This is a genomic window from Variovorax endophyticus, assembly GCF_025376855.1.
Lineage (GTDB): Bacteria > Pseudomonadota > Gammaproteobacteria > Burkholderiales > Burkholderiaceae_C > Variovorax.
The window spans coordinates 189,303-204,588 of record NZ_JAHUTH010000014.1 but is presented as its reverse complement, the minus strand read 5'-3'; the positions used below and the strand labels follow the sequence as shown (position 1 = coordinate 204,588).

The 15,286-nt window shown below is 65.4% G+C and carries 17 protein-coding genes; all 17 read right to left on the bottom strand.

Annotated features, from left to right (window positions below; genetic code table 11):
* On the bottom strand, positions 1–1,373 hold a 1,373-nt coding region (locus KV106_RS20010; RefSeq protein WP_261211909.1), incomplete at its 3' end, for an NAD(P)(+) transhydrogenase (Re/Si-specific) subunit beta.
* Positions 1,370–1,699, bottom strand: coding sequence for an NAD(P) transhydrogenase subunit alpha part 2 (locus KV106_RS20005; protein WP_057591510.1), 330 nt, complete (start codon positions 1,697–1,699; stop codon positions 1,370–1,372). The genes KV106_RS20005 and KV106_RS20010, both read right to left, overlap by 4 nt.
* 24 nt (positions 1,700–1,723) lie before the next feature.
* On the bottom strand, positions 1,724–2,854 hold the full coding sequence (locus KV106_RS20000; RefSeq protein WP_261211908.1) for a Re/Si-specific NAD(P)(+) transhydrogenase subunit alpha: 1,131 nt from the start codon (positions 2,852–2,854) through the stop codon (positions 1,724–1,726).
* Positions 2,855–2,928: 74 nt separating this feature from the next.
* Entirely contained in the window at positions 2,929–4,119 is a 1,191-nt protein-coding gene (gene bktB, locus KV106_RS19995; RefSeq protein ID WP_261211907.1) for a beta-ketothiolase BktB, read from the bottom strand.
* A gap of 38 nt (positions 4,120–4,157) precedes the next feature.
* Positions 4,158–5,216 carry a phosphotransferase gene (locus KV106_RS19990; RefSeq protein ID WP_057590440.1) on the bottom strand — a complete coding sequence of 353 codons (1,059 nt, stop codon included), beginning with the start codon at positions 5,214–5,216 and terminating at the stop codon, positions 4,158–4,160.
* Positions 5,213–6,421: an acyl-CoA dehydrogenase family protein gene (locus KV106_RS19985; protein WP_261211906.1), complete on the bottom strand. Its 1,209-nt coding sequence runs from the start codon at positions 6,419–6,421 to the stop codon at positions 5,213–5,215. Before KV106_RS19985 ends, KV106_RS19990 begins: the two co-directional genes overlap by 4 nt.
* A gap of 13 nt (positions 6,422–6,434) precedes the next feature.
* Positions 6,435–7,181 carry an SDR family NAD(P)-dependent oxidoreductase gene (locus KV106_RS19980; RefSeq protein ID WP_261211905.1) on the bottom strand — a complete coding sequence of 249 codons (747 nt, stop codon included), beginning with the start codon at positions 7,179–7,181 and terminating at the stop codon, positions 6,435–6,437.
* A 3-nt stretch (positions 7,182–7,184) separates the two neighbouring features.
* The gene (locus tag KV106_RS19975; RefSeq protein ID WP_261211904.1) at positions 7,185–7,820 is read right to left on the bottom strand and encodes a glutathione S-transferase family protein; all 636 of its coding nucleotides are present in this window, start codon (positions 7,818–7,820) and stop codon (positions 7,185–7,187) included.
* A 52-nt stretch (positions 7,821–7,872) separates the two neighbouring features.
* Positions 7,873–8,493 carry a TetR/AcrR family transcriptional regulator gene (locus KV106_RS19970; protein ID WP_057590444.1) on the bottom strand — a complete coding sequence of 207 codons (621 nt, stop codon included), beginning with the start codon at positions 8,491–8,493 and terminating at the stop codon, positions 7,873–7,875.
* 59 nt (positions 8,494–8,552) lie between these two features.
* Positions 8,553–9,317 carry an SDR family NAD(P)-dependent oxidoreductase gene (locus KV106_RS19965; protein ID WP_261211903.1) on the bottom strand — a complete coding sequence of 255 codons (765 nt, stop codon included), beginning with the start codon at positions 9,315–9,317 and terminating at the stop codon, positions 8,553–8,555.
* Between the two features lie 20 nt (positions 9,318–9,337).
* Positions 9,338–10,276 carry a 3,5-dioxohexanoate:acetyl-CoA acetone transferase gene (gene kce / locus KV106_RS19960; RefSeq protein ID WP_261211902.1) on the bottom strand — a complete coding sequence of 313 codons (939 nt, stop codon included), beginning with the start codon at positions 10,274–10,276 and terminating at the stop codon, positions 9,338–9,340.
* Positions 10,277–10,324: 48 nt separating this feature from the next.
* A complete protein-coding gene (locus KV106_RS19955) occupies positions 10,325–10,954 on the bottom strand; it encodes an NIPSNAP family protein (protein ID WP_261211901.1) in 630 nt (209 codons plus the stop codon).
* A 43-nt stretch (positions 10,955–10,997) separates the two neighbouring features.
* Complete coding sequence (locus KV106_RS19950; protein ID WP_057590448.1) at positions 10,998–11,747, bottom strand: ABC transporter permease; 750 nt, start codon at positions 11,745–11,747, stop codon at positions 10,998–11,000.
* Positions 11,744–12,514, bottom strand: coding sequence for an ABC transporter permease (locus KV106_RS19945; RefSeq protein ID WP_057590449.1), 771 nt, complete (start codon positions 12,512–12,514; stop codon positions 11,744–11,746). The genes KV106_RS19950 and KV106_RS19945 overlap by 4 nt, the downstream gene beginning before the upstream one ends.
* On the bottom strand, positions 12,511–13,239 hold the full coding sequence (locus tag KV106_RS19940; RefSeq protein ID WP_314733647.1) for an ABC transporter ATP-binding protein: 729 nt from the start codon (positions 13,237–13,239) through the stop codon (positions 12,511–12,513). Before KV106_RS19940 ends, KV106_RS19945 begins: the two co-directional genes overlap by 4 nt.
* A 46-nt stretch (positions 13,240–13,285) precedes the next feature.
* Entirely contained in the window at positions 13,286–14,224 is a 939-nt protein-coding gene (locus KV106_RS19935; protein WP_057598484.1) for an ABC transporter substrate-binding protein, read from the bottom strand.
* 50 nt (positions 14,225–14,274) lie between these two features.
* A complete protein-coding gene (locus tag KV106_RS19930; RefSeq protein WP_261211898.1) occupies positions 14,275–15,276 on the bottom strand; it encodes a zinc-dependent alcohol dehydrogenase family protein in 1,002 nt (333 codons plus the stop codon).
* Positions 15,277–15,286: the final 10 nt, after the last annotated feature.

Genomic DNA, 15,286 nt, shown 5'->3' with positions numbered 1-15,286 from the left:
ACCATCATGGTCTTGTCCATGTAGAACAGCTCGTTGTCCAGGCCCGCGTAGCCGGCGGCCATGGAGCGCTTGTTCACGATCACCGTCTTGGCCTTGTACGCCTCCAGGATCGGCATGCCGTAGATCGGGCTGCCCTTGGTGTGCGCGGCCGGGTTCACCACGTCGTTGGCGCCCAGGATGATCGCCACGTCGGCCTGGCCGAACTCGCCGTTGATGTCCTCCATCTCGAACACCTGGTCGTACGGCACCTCGGCCTCGGCCAGCAGCACGTTCATGTGCCCCGGCATGCGCCCGGCCACCGGATGGATCGCGTACTTCACCGTGATCCCCTTCTCGGTGAGCTTGGCCGCGAGCTCCTTGACCGCATGCTGCGCACGCGCCACCGCCAGACCGTAGCCCGGCACGATCACCACCGTCTCGGCATTGCCCAGCACGAAGGCCGCGTCGTCGGCGCTGCCGCTCTTGACCGGGCGCTGCTCCTTCGCGCCGCCCGTGGCCGCGGCCGCGTCGCCGCCGAAGCCGCCCAGGATCACGTTGAAGAACGAGCGGTTCATCGCCTTGCACATGATGTAGCTCAGGATCGCGCCCGAGCTGCCCACCAGCGAGCCCGCCACGATCAGCATCGCGTTGTTCAGGCTGAAGCCGATGCCCGCGGCCGCCCAGCCCGAGTAGCTGTTGAGCATCGACACCACCACCGGCATGTCCGCCCCGCCGATCGGGATGATGATCAGCACGCCCATCACGAAGGCCAGCGCGAGCATCGCGAAGAACGCCGTCCAGTTCTCCGTCGCCATGAACACGAGGCCCAGGCCCACGGTCGCCAGGCCCAGCACGAGGTTGAGCATGTGCTGGCCCGCGAACTGCACCGGCGCGCCCTGGAACAGGCGGAACTTGTACTTGCCCGAGAGCTTGCCGAAGGCGATCACCGAGCCGCTGAAGGTGATGGCGCCGATGGCCGCGCCCAGGAACAGCTCCAGGCGGTTGCCCGCGGGGATCGGGTCGCCCTTGAGCGCGATGTTGAAGGCATGCGGCTCGGCCACGGCGGCCACCGCGATGAACACGGCCGCCAGGCCGATCATGCTGTGCATGAAGGCCACGAGCTCGGGCATCTTGGTCATCTCGACCTTGTTGGCCATGTAGGCGCCGAGGCCCCCACCCACGACCAGCGCGACCAGCACGTAGCCCAAGCCGGCCGGGTTGCCGTTGGCCAGCTTCCAGATCAGCGCGCCGGTGGTCAGCACGGCGATCGCCATGCCGGTCATGCCGAAGACGTTGCCGCGGATCGAGGTGGTGGGATGGCTCAGGCCCTTGAGCGCCTGGATGAAGCAGATGCTGGCCAGCAGGTACAGCAGGGTGACGAGGTTCATGCTCACTTGGAAGCTCCCTCGGCGGCTGCGGGCGCGGCCTTCTTTTCCTTCTTCTTGAACATCTCCAGCATGCGCCGCGTGACCAGGAAGCCGCCGAAGACGTTGACCGCCGCCAGCGCGACGGCCAGCACGCCCATGGTCTTGCCCAGGCCGGTCTCGGTGAGCGCGGCGGCCAGCATGGCGCCCACGATGACGATCGCCGAGATGGCGTTGGTCACGGCCATCAGCGGCGTGTGCAGCGCGGGCGTGACGGTCCACACCACGTGGTAGCCCACGTAGATGGCCAGCACGAAGATGATGAGGTTGATGACGGTGTGAGAGACGATGTCCATGGTTTCTTCTCCTCGCGTGTTCGCTTACTTCTTCGTGACCTGGCCGTCCTGCGTGACGCGGCAGGCGGCGACGATGTCGTCCTCGAGGTCGATCTTCAGCGTGCCCTCCTTGGTCAGCACGAGCTTGAGGAAGTCGAGCACGTTGCGCGCGTACAGCGCAGAGGCGTCGGCAGCCACCAGCGCGGCGAGGTTCGTTTCGCCGACGATGGTCACGCCGTGCTTGACCACCGTCTTGTCGGCTTCGGACAGCGGGCAGTTGCCGCCCACGCCATCCGGGCCCTTGCCGGCGGCGATGTCGACGATGACGCTGCCGGGCTTCATGGACTTGACCATGTCCTCGGTGATGAGGGTCGGCGCGGCACGGCCCGGGATCAGCGCGGTGCTGATGACGACGTCGGCCAGCGCCACGCGCTTGGCGACCTCGGCCTGCTGGCGCGTGAGCCAGCTCGCGGGCATCGGGCGCGCATAGCCGCCCACGCCTTCGGCGGCGTCCTTCTCTTCCTGGGTCTCGTAGGGCACGTCGATGAACTTGCCGCCCAGCGATTCGATCTGCTCCTTGACGCTGGGGCGAACGTCCGAGGCCTCGATGACCGCGCCCAGGCGCTTGGCCGTGGCGATGGCCTGCAGGCCCGCGACGCCCACGCCGAGGATCACGACCCGCGCGGCCTTCACGGTGCCGGCGGCGGTCATCAGCATCGGGAAGAAGCGCTGGTACTTGTCGGCGGCGATCATCACGGCCTTGTAGCCGGCGATGTTGGCCTGGGAGCTGAGCACGTCCATGCTCTGGGCACGCGTCGTGCGCGGCGCCGCCTCGAGCGCGAAGCCGGTGAGGCCGGCGGCGGCCACGCGCTGCAGGCCCGCGGCGTCGAAGGGGTTGAGCATGCCCACGAGCACGCTGCCGGACTTGGCGAGCGCGCACTCGGCGTCGCTCGGGGCGCGCACCTTGAGCACGATGTCGGCACCGAAGGCGCCGGCCTGGTCGGTGATCTCGGCACCGGCCGCCTGGTAGGCCGCGTCGGTCACGCTGGCCGCCACGCCCGCGCCGCTCTGCACACGCACCGTGTGCCCCAACGCCACCAGTTTCTTCGCCGTCTCCGGCGTGACGGCAACACGAGTCTCACCCGCCGAGGTTTCGGCAGGTACGCCAATCAACATGACTTGTCCTTTGGTGGAAATGGGCCGGTCCAAGGCCAGCCCGAAGATGGAAAGGGGTCCAACGACCCCGCCGCTCACTCGATGTTCTCGAAGATCGCGGCAATGCCCTGTCCGCCCCCGATGCACATCGTGACCAGGGCATAGCGCCCACCGATCCGCTGGAGTTCGTGCAACGCCTTCACCGTGATGATGGCGCCAGTCGCGCCGATGGGATGGCCCAGGGAGATGCCCGAGCCGTTGGGGTTCACCTTGGCTGGATCGAGCGCCAGCTCCGCGCTGACGGCGCAGGCCTGGGCGGCGAACGCCTCGTTGGCCTCGATCACATCGAGGTCCTTCACCGACAGTCCGGCGCGCTCGAGCGCCGCCCTGCTCGCCGGTACGGGACCGATGCCCATGAACCGGGGGTCGACACCGGCATGGGCATAGCTCACCAGCCGTGCCATCGGCTTCAACCCGCGCGTTCTGGCGGCCGAAGCTTCCATCAGCACCAGTGCCGCCGCCGCATCGTTGATTCCGGATGCATTGCCAGCGGTCACAGTCCCGTTCTCTCTGAGAAAGACCGGCTTGAGCTTGCTCATGTCCGCCAATACCGCCCCGGTGCGGAAGTGCTCATCCTTGTCAAAGACGACATCGCCCTTGCGGCCCTTTTGGATGATGGGGACGATCTGGTCCCTGAACACATCCGCCGCCCAGGCGCGCTCCGCGCGGTGATGGCTTTCCACCGCCAACCTGTCCTGAGCGTCCCGGTCGATGCCCCACTTTCTGGCCACGTTCTCTGCCGTCACACCCATATGGATGCGCTCGAAGGGATCGTGCAGGGCGCCCAGCATCATGTCAGTCATCGAGGTGTCGCCCATGCGTGCTCCCCATCGCGAGGTCGATGACACATAGGGCGCGCGGCTCATGTTCTCGGCCCCTCCCCCAATCGCGATTTCCGTATCGCCCAACAGGATCGCTTGACTGGCGGAAACGACCGCCTGCAATCCAGACCCGCACAGGCGATTCACGTTGAAGGCAGGCGTCGTCTCTGCGCACCCCCCCTCGATGGCCGCAACCCGTGACAGATACATGTCGCGAGGCTCGGTGTTGATCACATGGCCAAACATCACGTGCCCCACATCCGAACCCGGAACGCCGGCCTTGGAGAGAGCTGCTTTGACGACTTCGGCGGCCAGGGTGATGGGAGGAACATCCTTGAGCGCACCACCGAAGGTACCGATGGCGGTGCGCACACCGCTGAGGACAACGACTTCACGATGGGACATGGAAGACTTTCAAAAAAACGGGGATCCTGATGCGCCGGTCACAGGCGCTGCACCTGCTGCCAAGCAAGATCGGCCACCAGCGCGAAGCGGTCTCCAACCTCCTGCGCATTGGCGCTGGATGCAGTGCCTCGGAGATTGCGGCCGCGAATGCCGTGAAGGATGGCTGCGAAGCGGAACATGTTGAACACCACGTAGAACTCGAGGTCGGGGAGATGATGGCGGCCCGACTCGCGGCAGTAGGTCCGCACGTAATCCGCCTCGGACAGGAGTGCCATGCCCGCCAGGTCGGCGCCGAGCAAGCCGTTGTGGATCTCCTGCGGAACCCGATACATCATCAGGTTGTAGGCAAAGTCCGCCAGGGGATGCCCCAGGGTCGAGAGTTCCCAATCGAGCACCGCAACAACGCGAGGCTCCACGGGATGGAAGATCATGTTGTCGATCCGGAAGTCGCCGTGCGTGACGGCAACCTCGTCGTTGGCGGGAATGTGCTCGGGCAGCCATTCCACCAAGCGATCCATCGATGCATGCCGACCCGCGACTTCGTCCTGGAGGTACTGCTGCGACCAGCGCTCGATCTGCCTGGCGATGTAGCCGCCCGCCCTGCCGTAGTCCGACAGGCCCAGCGCGACCGGGTCGTACCGATGCAACTGCGCCAGCGTGGCGTTCATCGCTTCCAGATAGCCGCGCCGGTCCGCTGCGGCTACATCGGGCAGACGTGCGTCCCAGAAGATTCGGCCCTCGACCAGATTCATCACATAGAACCAGCTGCCGATGACCGTGTCGTCCAGGCAGAGGCCATGAACCCTCGGCACCGGAAAGCCGGCCTGCCCCAGGGCCGTCATGACCCGCGCCTCACGCTCGATGGCATGGGCGCCCTTGAGCAGCACACCCGGCGGCTTGCGGCGCAATACATAGGATGCGCGCGGCGTGCGCAACCGGTAGGTCGGGTTCGACTGCCCACCCTGGAACTGGTCGACCCGCATGACGCCCCCGTAGCCGTCCACGTTTTCCGCCATCCAGCGCGCCAGCGCTTCTTCGTCGAACCGGTGCTGTGCGCGAACAGGACGAATGCCCTCCTCTTCGAGAACCGACGTCATTGCCCACCCCCCTGGAGCGCATCCCGCTTGATTTTCTTTGTAAGCGACCACTTGTGGGTCTCGGTCGGACCGTCGTAGATCCGGAAGGCGCGTGTCTCCCGAAAAATCTGCTCAACCACTGAATCGCCCGAAACGCCGCTGGCGCCCATGACCTGCACGCAGCGGTCGGCGATCCGAAACAGCAAGTCCGACACCGCAACCTTGGCCATCGAGCTTTCAGCCGTTCCGGCCGATCCCGCATCCAGCACTCCCGCGCACCAGTCGGTCATCAACTCCGCCTGCTTGAGATCGATCAGGTTGTCCGCGAGCATGAAGCCCACGCCTTCATGGTCCACCAGCAGTTTCCCGAAAGCCGAGCGCGAGGTCGCGTAGCGCACGGCGATCTCATGGGCCCTGGCCGCACCGCCCAGCCAGCGCATGCAATGGGACAGCCGCGCGGGGGACAGGCGGACCTGGGCATACCGGAAGCCCTCATGGGCCGAGCCGAGGACATGGGCGTCAGGCACCTGCAAGCCATCGATCAAAACCTGGGCATGGCCGCCGGGCATGGAGCTGTCGAGCGTGTCGATGACGCGCTCGATCTTGACCGCCGGATGCGGCAAGTCCACGAGGAACATCGTGGCGCGCGCGGGTGTGCCCTGACCGGTGCGCGCCATGACGATGCCGACCTTGGCGCCGACCGCTCCGGTGATGAACATCTTGCGGCCATGGATGTGCCAATCTCCGCCGGCCCCCCCGTGTTGGACCGCAGTGGTCATCAGCATCGACGGATCGGAGCCCGCACCGCCCTCCGCCGCCGGCTCCGTCATGAAGAAGGCTGAGCGCTGCTGGCCGGACACCAGGGGCGCCAGAAAGCGCTCTTTCTGCTGCGGCGTTCCGATCTTGGACAACAGGAACATGTTGCCTTCGTCCGGCGCCATGGTGTTGACCGCCACCGGCCCAAGTGGAGAAAGGCCGGAGCGTTCGAGCACGGCCGCGGTCTCGCGCTGGCTCAGGTGGTGTCCATCCGGCAGGATGTGAGGCGTCAAGACGCCTGCCGCACGCGCCAGGCTTCGCAACTCCAGCACCAGATCTTCCGAGGGCCCATGGGCACCGCAGCGTGGATCCGATTCGTAAGGGATGACGGTCTGGCGGACAAAGGCTTCGACCCGCTCGGCGATCTGCCGGCTGCGTTCGGTGGGAGAAGGACCGAAGGTTTGGTTCATGCTCAAGACGATTTCAAAGGGTGCTGACCAAATGGCCGCCATCGACCACGAGTTCCGCGCCGGTCATGTAGCGCGAGGCATCCGAAGCGAGCAGCAGCAAAGGTCCGTCAAGATCCTCCAGTCGCCCCAGGCGCCGCTGCGGTATGCGTCGCACCAGCGCCCGACCCACGTCCGACGTCCAGAATTCGCCGTTCAACTCGGTGTGGAGGTAGCCGGGCGCGAGGGCGTTGACGCGCGTGCCCTGCCGCGCCAGCTCGAGGGCGAGGCATTTCGTCATCTGCACGACGCCAGCCTTGGACACCGCATACGGAAGCACCCCGCCGGCTTGCCGCAGACCCAGGATCGAGGCGATGTTGATGATGGCGCCGCCGGGGTTGAGCGCCATCAGCCGCGCCGCGGCCTGCGCGACGAAGAACATGCCCTTGAGGTTGGTGTCGATGACGTCGTCCCAGGCCGCCTCGTTCTGATCGAGCGCGGCGCCCTCCCGCACAATGCCCGCGTTGTTCACCAGGATGCTCAGCGTTCCGAGCTCCGAGATCGCGCGGCTGCTGGCCTCGATGTCGCGCACGTCGAGCCGCATCGCGCTGGCCGCCCCGCCTTGCTGGCGGATCTCTGCCACGATGCCGGACAGCGTCTCGGCGCGCCGGGCCGCCAGCACCACCTCGACACCCTGGCGGGCCAGCAACCGCGCGAAATGGGCACCGAGGCCTGAAGAAGCGCCCGTGACAAGCGCACGCTTGCCGTGAAGGTCGTGGGCCATCATTCAGTTTCCTTCGCGGATCGCTCGCGGCATGAGTTCATAGGGATGCTTCCAGCGCGGCAGCTCGCTGATACGTCCTGCCCAGGCCTGGACGTTGGCAAACTGCAATCTGTCGAACCGCGCATCCTCGTCGTAGTAGAGGTAGCCAGCCATCGAGATGTCCGCCACGGTCGGTGCGTCGCCGACCATGAAGCGACGCCCGGCCAGATGCGCGTCGGCGATCTCGTAGGCGGCCTGCGCCTGCGCCCGCAGATAGCCCGTGAGCTGGTTCTCTTCAGCGCCGCGGATGCCGACCATGAAGCGCAGGGTGGCGAACGCCGGCGTGAAACGGTGGTTGTCGAACAGCAGCCAGCGCAGGACCTCTTGCCTGTCCTCGTCGCTCGCCGGTGCGAATCGGCCCGTCGCCCGCGAAAGGTAGTCCAGGATCGCGCCGCTCTGGGTCAGCAACTTGCCGTCCGGCCGTTGCAGCACAGGCAGTTCTCCTTGTGGATTGACGGTGTGTATGAACGCCGCCTTGGAGTCGGGATTGAAGAAGTCGACGAACTCGGATTCCCAGTCGGCCCCCACAAGGTTGAGCATGAGCGCCACCTTGTAGCAATTGCCGGATTCGCCTCGGCAGTAGAGCTTGTAGACGCTCATGGCCGCTCCTCGAGGAGCGACCGTCCCGACGGCTGCGCGCCGCCCGGCAGACCTACTTCTGGCGCCCCGATCGCAGCAGGGTGGCTGCCATGGCCGCCAGGTCCTTGCCAAAGCGCGCGTCCAGGTTCTTGTGCCCCATGAGCAGCCGGAAATACACGGCCCCGTACATCATGTCGAGCGCGGTATCCACATCCAGCTCCGCGGAGAACTCCCCCGTCTCCTGGCCGCGCACGACGACCGCGCGCACATCGGCGCGGCGCTGCCGGAAAAAGCGTTCGCGAAACGCGTCGCGCAGCACGGGATCCGACTGGCCTTCCGCCAGTATCTCCGCCACCATCTTCCCCACTTCGCCGCGGTACTGCCTGACCAGAAGGATCAGGTGCTCGGACATGGCCTCCATCGCCGAATCCGCATCGCGCACCGGCGTGCTGGGAAGCATGAGGTCGATGAACGTGTCGATGACCACCGCATTGCGGTTGGCCCACCAACGATAGATTGTCATCTTGGCCACGCCGGATTCCCGCGCGATCGCATCGATCGTCAAGTCGCCCACCCGCGTGGTGGCGAGCAGATTGCGCGTGGCATCCAGCACAGCGGTGCGGGACTGCTCGCTGCGCGGACGTCCGGTGTTGCGCGTGCCCTGACGGTTGGCGACGGTGGGAGCGGTGCTCATCGGAGAGGCTGATTCCAAGACATTGGGTCATAGTTTAGTGTCCGTGGGGGAGGGACGGATCAGCCGCCGGGCGGGCGCACGAACAGCGTGGTGCCGCTCACATGCCGGGAAGCGTCGGTCATGAGGAAGTGCGCCAGGCCGATGATGTCCTCGGGCTGACCCAGGCGTCCTCCCGGATAAGAAGCGGCAATGCGCTCCATGTATTCCGACGTCATGTGGTCGTTGGCCATGGGCGTGTTGGTAAGCCCCGGGGCGATGGCGGTCACGGAAATGCCCTCTCCACACACTTCCTGATGCAAGGTGTTGGTGAAGCTGGTGACCGCCGCTTTGGTGGCACCGTAGGCGGCGCCGCCAGGCATGCTCCTGACACCCAGTGCGGAGGTGAAGTTCACGATTCGCCCGTTCCGTTGGCGGATCATCTGCGGCAGTACCGTCCGTGCGAACAGGAAGGTTCCCATCACATTAACCTCGAAGATGCGCTTCCAGTCGGCCAGCGTGTGGTCCTTGACGAGGCACCGGTGCAGCTGGCCCGCGTTGTTGATCAGCCCGTCGATGCGTCCCCATTGGTCCAACGTCGTTTCCACCGTCCGCGCCACGGCTTCCTCGTCGGTGACATCGCATTCGACGGCCACGGCCCGCTGCATACCAATCTCGTTGGCGACCTGATGCGCCGATTCGAAGTCTCGGTCGATGACGGCGATCTTCGCGCCTGCATCGGCCAGGCCGATGGCCATGGCCCTGCCGATTCCGCTCCCGGCACCGGTGATGAGCACCACCTTGTCCTCAATGGAGAAGTTGGCGGCTCGATAGCTTTGCTGCTTCATGGAAATCCTCGAATTGCGGGTCAGAACGCCGTCTGCGAAGAGCCCTTCAGACCGAGTCGTTGCCGCGCCTCGGACGGCGTGGCCACCTCCAGACCCAGCGATTCGATCGTTGCGCGGACCTTCGAGACCTGGGCGGCGTTGGATGGTGCGAGTTGCCCCTTGCCGATGTAGAGGCTGTCCTCCAGGCCCACACGCACGTTGCCGCCCGAGATAGCGCTCGCAGTGGCAAAAGGCATCTGGTGGCGCCCCGCCGCCATGACCGACCACTCGTAATCGTCGCCGAACAGCTTGTCGGCGATATGCCGGGCATGGTTCAGGTTGTCGATGTCCGCGCCGATCCCGCCGAGGATGCCGAAGACCGTCTGCACGAAGAGCGGCGGCTTCACGAGCTTGCGGTCCAGGAAATGCGCCAGCGAGTACAGGTGGCCGATGTCGTAGCACTCGAACTCGAAGCGAGTGCCATGCCCTTCGCCGAGTTCATGCAGGATGTACTGGATGTCCTTGAAGGTGTTTCTGAAGATGCCGTCGCGGGAGTTCTCCAGGTAAGGGGCCTCCCAGGCGTGCTGGAAGTCCTTGTACTTCTCCAGCATGGGGAACAACGCGAAGCTCATGGAGCCCATGTTCAGCGAGCACATCTCCGGCGACGCCCGCCGGGCGGCCGCGATCCGTGCGTCCAGCGTCATCCATTGGGCGCCGCCCGTCGTGATGTTCACCACCGCGTCGGTCGACTGCTTGATCTCTGGAAGAAACTGCATGAAGGTGTCCGGATCGGCGGTCGGCTCGCCATTACTCGGATCCCGCGCATGCAGGTGAAGGATCGCAGCGCCCGCCTCGTACGCCTGCCTCGCGCTTGCCGCGATTTCGGCCGGTGTGATCGGCAGGTGCGGACTCATGCTCGGGGTGTGGATGCTGCCGGTCACCGCACAGCTGATGATCACTTTGCCCTTGCTGTTTTTCATTCTGAGATCTCCTGTTATGAAGGATCGCGCCGTCGCTGTTCCGCCGGTTCACCGAAGCGGAGAGAAAGGCGCGGGGATGTAGATCGAGGACTTGGCACCGTCGAGCCATTGCAGCGAACCGCGCGGCGGCCACAGCCCTTTCTGGAAGGCATCGGCACGCACGGCCTGACGCTGGTCCAGCGTTTCGAACGGCCAGATATGGACGATGCGCGGGGGTCCCGACAGCGACTTCAGGGCCGCGACCAGCGGCGACAAGGTGACACGCCCGGGCGCGGCTTCCTGCCACGCAGCGATCGTCTGCGGCAGGGCCTGCGGCGCATCCTTCAGCGCATAGGTTCGGATCTCATAGAAGCCACCGAGCTTGCCGCCCGCATGCACCGGCAGCCCAGGAAAGCTCGCGAAGAGACCCTGGTCCAGCCCGACGAGGCTGCCGATGGCGTCGGGCTGGGGCGCCAGTTCGGCTTCCCCGAGCGGCTGCTCATCGAGTGCCTGGGCGGAGGGAAAGCTCCGCAGCACCACGATCTCGTTGAGCGAGCCGATCTCCGAGATCCAGCAGCCCAGCAGCGCTGGCGCCCGCGGGCCGGACAATGACTTGTGGATGCCGTCGAGCACGGCGGCGACGCCACCCGGGATGCATTGGAGCGTGGTGAGGTTGAGAACGGTTGGATCCTGCGCCATGGGTCTGGAGAGGTTGGAAGTCTTGGAGGCTGCGACCACGGCTTCAGCGCCAGCGCAGCAGATAGTTCTCGCAACGCTGGAGCACGCTGTTGCTGACGAGACCGATCAGCCCGAGCACCACGATCCCGGCGAAGAGGTCGGCCGACTGGAAGGCTCGGCCGGCCAGCAGGATGGCGGTACCCAGACCGGGCTGGCCGGTCAGCATTTCCCCCACGATGGAAAGGATCAGGGCCACCGTCATCGAGAGCTTCATGCCCGACACGATGTCGGGCACCGCATTCGGCAGGCCCACCTTCATGACGAAGGACAGTTTTCCAAGGCCCAGGACATGTGCGACCTCCTTGAGCCTTGGCTCCACGGTCGCGAAGCCATGGACCGTCGCGAGCAGCGTGGGCCACAGCGAGCCGAAAGCCACCACTCCGATGACCATGGCTGGCGTCAGGCCGAAGAAAACGATGGCAACCGGCACCACCGCCGAAGCCGGCAGTGGCCGGATGAACTCGAGCAACGGTCCGACGTACACACGGCCCTGCGACCAGACGCCCAAGGTGGCGCCCAGAATGATCGCGATCAGGCTGGCCAGCAGCCAGCCCCACAGCATGCGCAGGGTCGTCTGCATCGTCTGATCCGCGAGCTCCCCCTCACGAAACCCCCAGACCAGCGCCTCGACGGCGGCCCTTGGGGTTGGCAGATAGATCTTGCCCACCAGCCCGGTCACGGTGACCGCGTGCCACAGCAATCCAAGCAGGAACAACCCTGCGATCGCATGGAGCGAACGGGAAGCAACGCTCATGACGGCAATCCCTCTTGTGGACTGCTCAAGCCGAGGCCTGCCATCAGGCGCCCTTGCGTCTTCACGAGAATGAGGTTCAGCGCCCAGCCAAGCACACCCACCCAGAGCAGATAGCCGAACATTTCCGCCGGCTTGAGCGCGACCTGCGCGGTGACCAGTCCATAGCCCAGTCCATACGGATTGGCCACGATCTCCACCGTCACCGCGACCACCAGGGCGATGCCGATCGCCAACCGCAGCGCCACGATCAGCCGCGGCGCCACCGAGGGCAGAACGATCTTGAGCACGCGCGCCAGGTAGCCCAGCTGCAGCACGTCCGCGACTTCGATCAGCCGTCGATCGACACTTGCGACGGCGCCCTGGACAAGGATCAAGATCGGCCAGAAGGTGGCAAATCCGACGACGGCGCTTTCCATGTGGATGCCGAAACCGAAGGCCGTCATCGCCAGGGGAATGAGCGCCACCGACGGCATGGGTCGCAGCAACTCGATGGGCGCATCCAGCAAGCGCGCAACCCTTGGCGACAGCCCCAGCACCAGTCCTCCTGCAAGACCGAGGACCGCGCCGTAGACCAGGCCCATGCCCGCGCTGGCCAGGGTCTGGGCCGTCTTGTCGAGCAGAATTCCGCTTGAGAACATTCCCCACAGCGCCCGCAGCACCGTGCTGGGCGGGACCACGTTGTCGCTCAGCGAGCCGGATACGTTGGCCGCGATCTCCCAGATGCCGAGCAGGCAGACGGGCACGATCAGTCCCTTGCCGGCATTCATGCGGCCTCCTTGTGCATGAGACCGTGGAGTTCCCGCCGCAAACGAACAAACTGGGCGTCCTCACGCGTCGTCAACTGATCGCGTGGCGTCGGCAACGCGACATCGATGACGCGATCGACGCGTCCAGGGTTCGCGTCGAGCGCAATCACCTGATCGCCCAAATAGATCGCCTCTTCCAGGTCGTGGGTCACGAACAGCACCGTCATATCTCGGCTCGCGGCGATGGACAGGATCTCGTCCTGAAGGGACTGACGCGTCATGGCATCCAGTGCGCCGAAAGGCTCGTCCATCAGCAGCAGACGAGGCTCCTGCGCCAAGCAACGCGCGATCTGCAGGCGCTGCTGCATGCCGCCCGACATCTGGCCGGGGTACTTGCGGGCATGGTCCCGAAGACCTACGGTCTTCAGAAGCTCGTGAATGCGATCGGCGCGCTCCGGGCGGGGAATGCCCGCGGCCTCCAACGCCAGGGAAACGTTACCGGCCACGCTGCGCCATGGCAGCAGCGCGCGGCCGTAGTCCTGGAACACCACCGCCATGTCGCGCCGTGGCCTGCCAAGCGCCTGATCCGCGAAATGAACACTTCCGCTCGAGGGCGTGACGAGCCCGGCGGCGACTCGCAGGACCGTCGTCTTGCCGCAGCCGGATGGACCGATGATGCAGGCGAACCCGCCGGCAGGAATCGTGAACGACACGCCGCTGAAGACCGGGCGTCCCGCATAGGACACCGAGACGTCTCGGAAGGTCAGTCCGGAAGATCGTTGGGGGATGCAGTCACTGCGCATACAGCCGTCCCACCTCCGGATTGGTGCGCAACATGCCTTGCTCGCGCATCATGGCGATCGTGGCGGCCAGCGTGGCGGGGTCACGCGCCGTCACCAGCTGGGGCATGGGAATCTTCGCGGCCACGTCCGGGGGCAGGCCCGTGAACCTGGCGATCTGAACCTTGGTCTGATCCGGATTCGCTTCGGCGAAGGCAATGCCCTTCTTCAAGGCCTCCCGGAACTTCGCAATGACATCGGGATTCGCTTTCGCATAGTCTCGGGTCGAGACGTAGTAGAAGATCGGCATCGGCTGCTCGAAGTTGGACACCATGGAAGTGACCACGTAGCCGGTATTGCTCTCCAGCATGCGCCCCAGCATGGGCTCGGCGGTGATGACCGCATCCACGCTGCCTCCGCGGATCAGGTCCGGGTGCTGCGGAAACCCGCTCTCCACGAAGGTCACCCGCTTGGCGTCAACGCCATTGAGCGCGAGCCACTTGCGAAACCACACATGGAGGATGGCGCCAACGCCAGGCACGCCCACCTTCTTGCCCACGAAATCCTGCGGCTTCTGGATTCCGGAGCCGTTGCGAGCGAAGGCCGCGAAGTTCTTGCTGGTCTTGGCGCCCACGCTGCCTTCGGCAATGACAACAAGATCCAGGCCGCCATCCACCGCCTGCAGGAAAGTGGTGGACGTGATCGTTGCCACCTGTACCGCACCCGACTGGAGCGCCGGCGGCATCGAGGGATTCAGCGGAATGAGCTTGAGCTCCACGGGCAGTCCAGCGTCCTTGAAGTAGCCCTCCGAGGAAGCCATGAACGCCCCAGCGATCTCCGCCGTTGCGACATGGCCCAGCACGAGCGGTTTGGGCTGTGCCAGTGCCGGACCTGCCATCAGCGAGGCGGTCAATGCCAGCGCGATCACTTTTGCAAAGATCTTGAATGTCATGGGTGTCTCCTGTTTTTTGAGGGGGCGAGCGTGTAAACCGTATGCGGCAGTCAGAGAAGGTCGGGGTTGGGCAGCAGGATCACCTTTCCTGCACGGCCGGTACGCGCCGCGTGTGCGACGGCGGTCTTGACGTCGTCCATGGGGTAAATCGCCTCCACCCGGACGTCGATCACACCCTGCTCGATCAGCTTCGCAATCACGTCGTACACGGCGTTGCGCTCTTCGACAGACGCGTTCTCGAACCAGTGCGTGAACCAGTAGCCGCGAAGCGCGATGTTGCGGAACACGAGGTCCGATGCGTCGACACGGCAGGATGCGGAAGACAGCAGGCCGTAGGTCACGACAGTCCCGCCGTCCACCAGGCAGCGGCCCAGGGCGGCAGTACCCTCACCCGCGACTGCATCGAATGCCAGTCGAATCGGTGCACCACCCACGGCAGCCTGAATGCGTTTGGTCAGATCGGGCCCATCCGCAACCACGGCATCGGCGCCGCTGGTCATCACGGCTTCGATCTGGCTCTCGCTGCGCACGATGCTCACCGTACGCACGCGCATGTGCTTGGCCAGCTTGATGACGTTGTGCGCCACGGCCGAGTTGCCGGCGTTCTGCAGAACCCATTCACCCGGCTCGAGTGCGACGAAGCCCTTGAGCATGTGCCATGCGGTTGCCGGATTCACCGCCATCATGGCGAGTTGGTGGATGTCGGCGGTCTTCGGCAGCGGCCGAAGCCCTGCCGCGGGAGCTGTGACCTGCTGGCACCAGTTGCCGCGGCCCGCGAACAGCGCCAGCACCCGGTCACCGATCCGAAGATGCCGGACATCCTTGCCGAGCTTGCGGACCTGTCCGACCGCCTCGCCGCCAGCCAGGCAAGGCAACGGCGGCGGACGCGCGCCGAACCGGCCCTGGAAGTTGAGAAGGTCGGAAGGATTGATCGGGGCGGCCAGGATGTCGAGAACCACCTCATTCGCACCGGGTTCATCTGGTTCTGGCACATCGACCAGCGCCACGAGGTCGGGATCCGAGCCGAATCCCAGGATATGTACAGCTTTCATCCGCCGCTCC

Excerpts from the sequence above, each read along its gene's own strand:
- KV106_RS20005 (WP_057591510.1), bottom strand. The coding sequence starts at position 1,699 with ATGGACATCGTCTCTCACACCGTCATCAACCTCATCATCTTCGTGCTG.
- KV106_RS20000 (WP_261211908.1), bottom strand. The coding sequence starts at position 2,854 with ATGTTGATTGGCGTACCTGCCGAAACCTCGGCGGGTGAGACTCGTGTT.
- bktB (WP_261211907.1), bottom strand. The coding sequence starts at position 4,119 with ATGTCCCATCGTGAAGTCGTTGTCCTCAGCGGTGTGCGCACCGCCATC.
- KV106_RS19990 (WP_057590440.1), bottom strand. The coding sequence starts at position 5,216 with ATGACGTCGGTTCTCGAAGAGGAGGGCATTCGTCCTGTTCGCGCACAG.
- KV106_RS19985 (WP_261211906.1), bottom strand. The coding sequence starts at position 6,421 with ATGAACCAAACCTTCGGTCCTTCTCCCACCGAACGCAGCCGGCAGATC.
- KV106_RS19980 (WP_261211905.1), bottom strand. The coding sequence starts at position 7,181 with ATGGCCCACGACCTTCACGGCAAGCGTGCGCTTGTCACGGGCGCTTCT.
- KV106_RS19975 (WP_261211904.1), bottom strand. The coding sequence starts at position 7,820 with ATGAGCGTCTACAAGCTCTACTGCCGAGGCGAATCCGGCAATTGCTAC.
- KV106_RS19970 (WP_057590444.1), bottom strand. The coding sequence starts at position 8,493 with ATGAGCACCGCTCCCACCGTCGCCAACCGTCAGGGCACGCGCAACACC.
- KV106_RS19965 (WP_261211903.1), bottom strand. The coding sequence starts at position 9,317 with ATGAAGCAGCAAAGCTATCGAGCCGCCAACTTCTCCATTGAGGACAAG.
- kce (WP_261211902.1), bottom strand. The coding sequence starts at position 10,276 with ATGAAAAACAGCAAGGGCAAAGTGATCATCAGCTGTGCGGTGACCGGC.
- KV106_RS19955 (WP_261211901.1), bottom strand. The coding sequence starts at position 10,954 with ATGGCGCAGGATCCAACCGTTCTCAACCTCACCACGCTCCAATGCATC.
- KV106_RS19950 (WP_057590448.1), bottom strand. The coding sequence starts at position 11,747 with ATGAGCGTTGCTTCCCGTTCGCTCCATGCGATCGCAGGGTTGTTCCTG.
- KV106_RS19945 (WP_057590449.1), bottom strand. The coding sequence starts at position 12,514 with ATGAATGCCGGCAAGGGACTGATCGTGCCCGTCTGCCTGCTCGGCATC.
- KV106_RS19935 (WP_057598484.1), bottom strand. The coding sequence starts at position 14,224 with ATGACATTCAAGATCTTTGCAAAAGTGATCGCGCTGGCATTGACCGCC.
- KV106_RS19930 (WP_261211898.1), bottom strand. The coding sequence starts at position 15,276 with ATGAAAGCTGTACATATCCTGGGATTCGGCTCGGATCCCGACCTCGTG.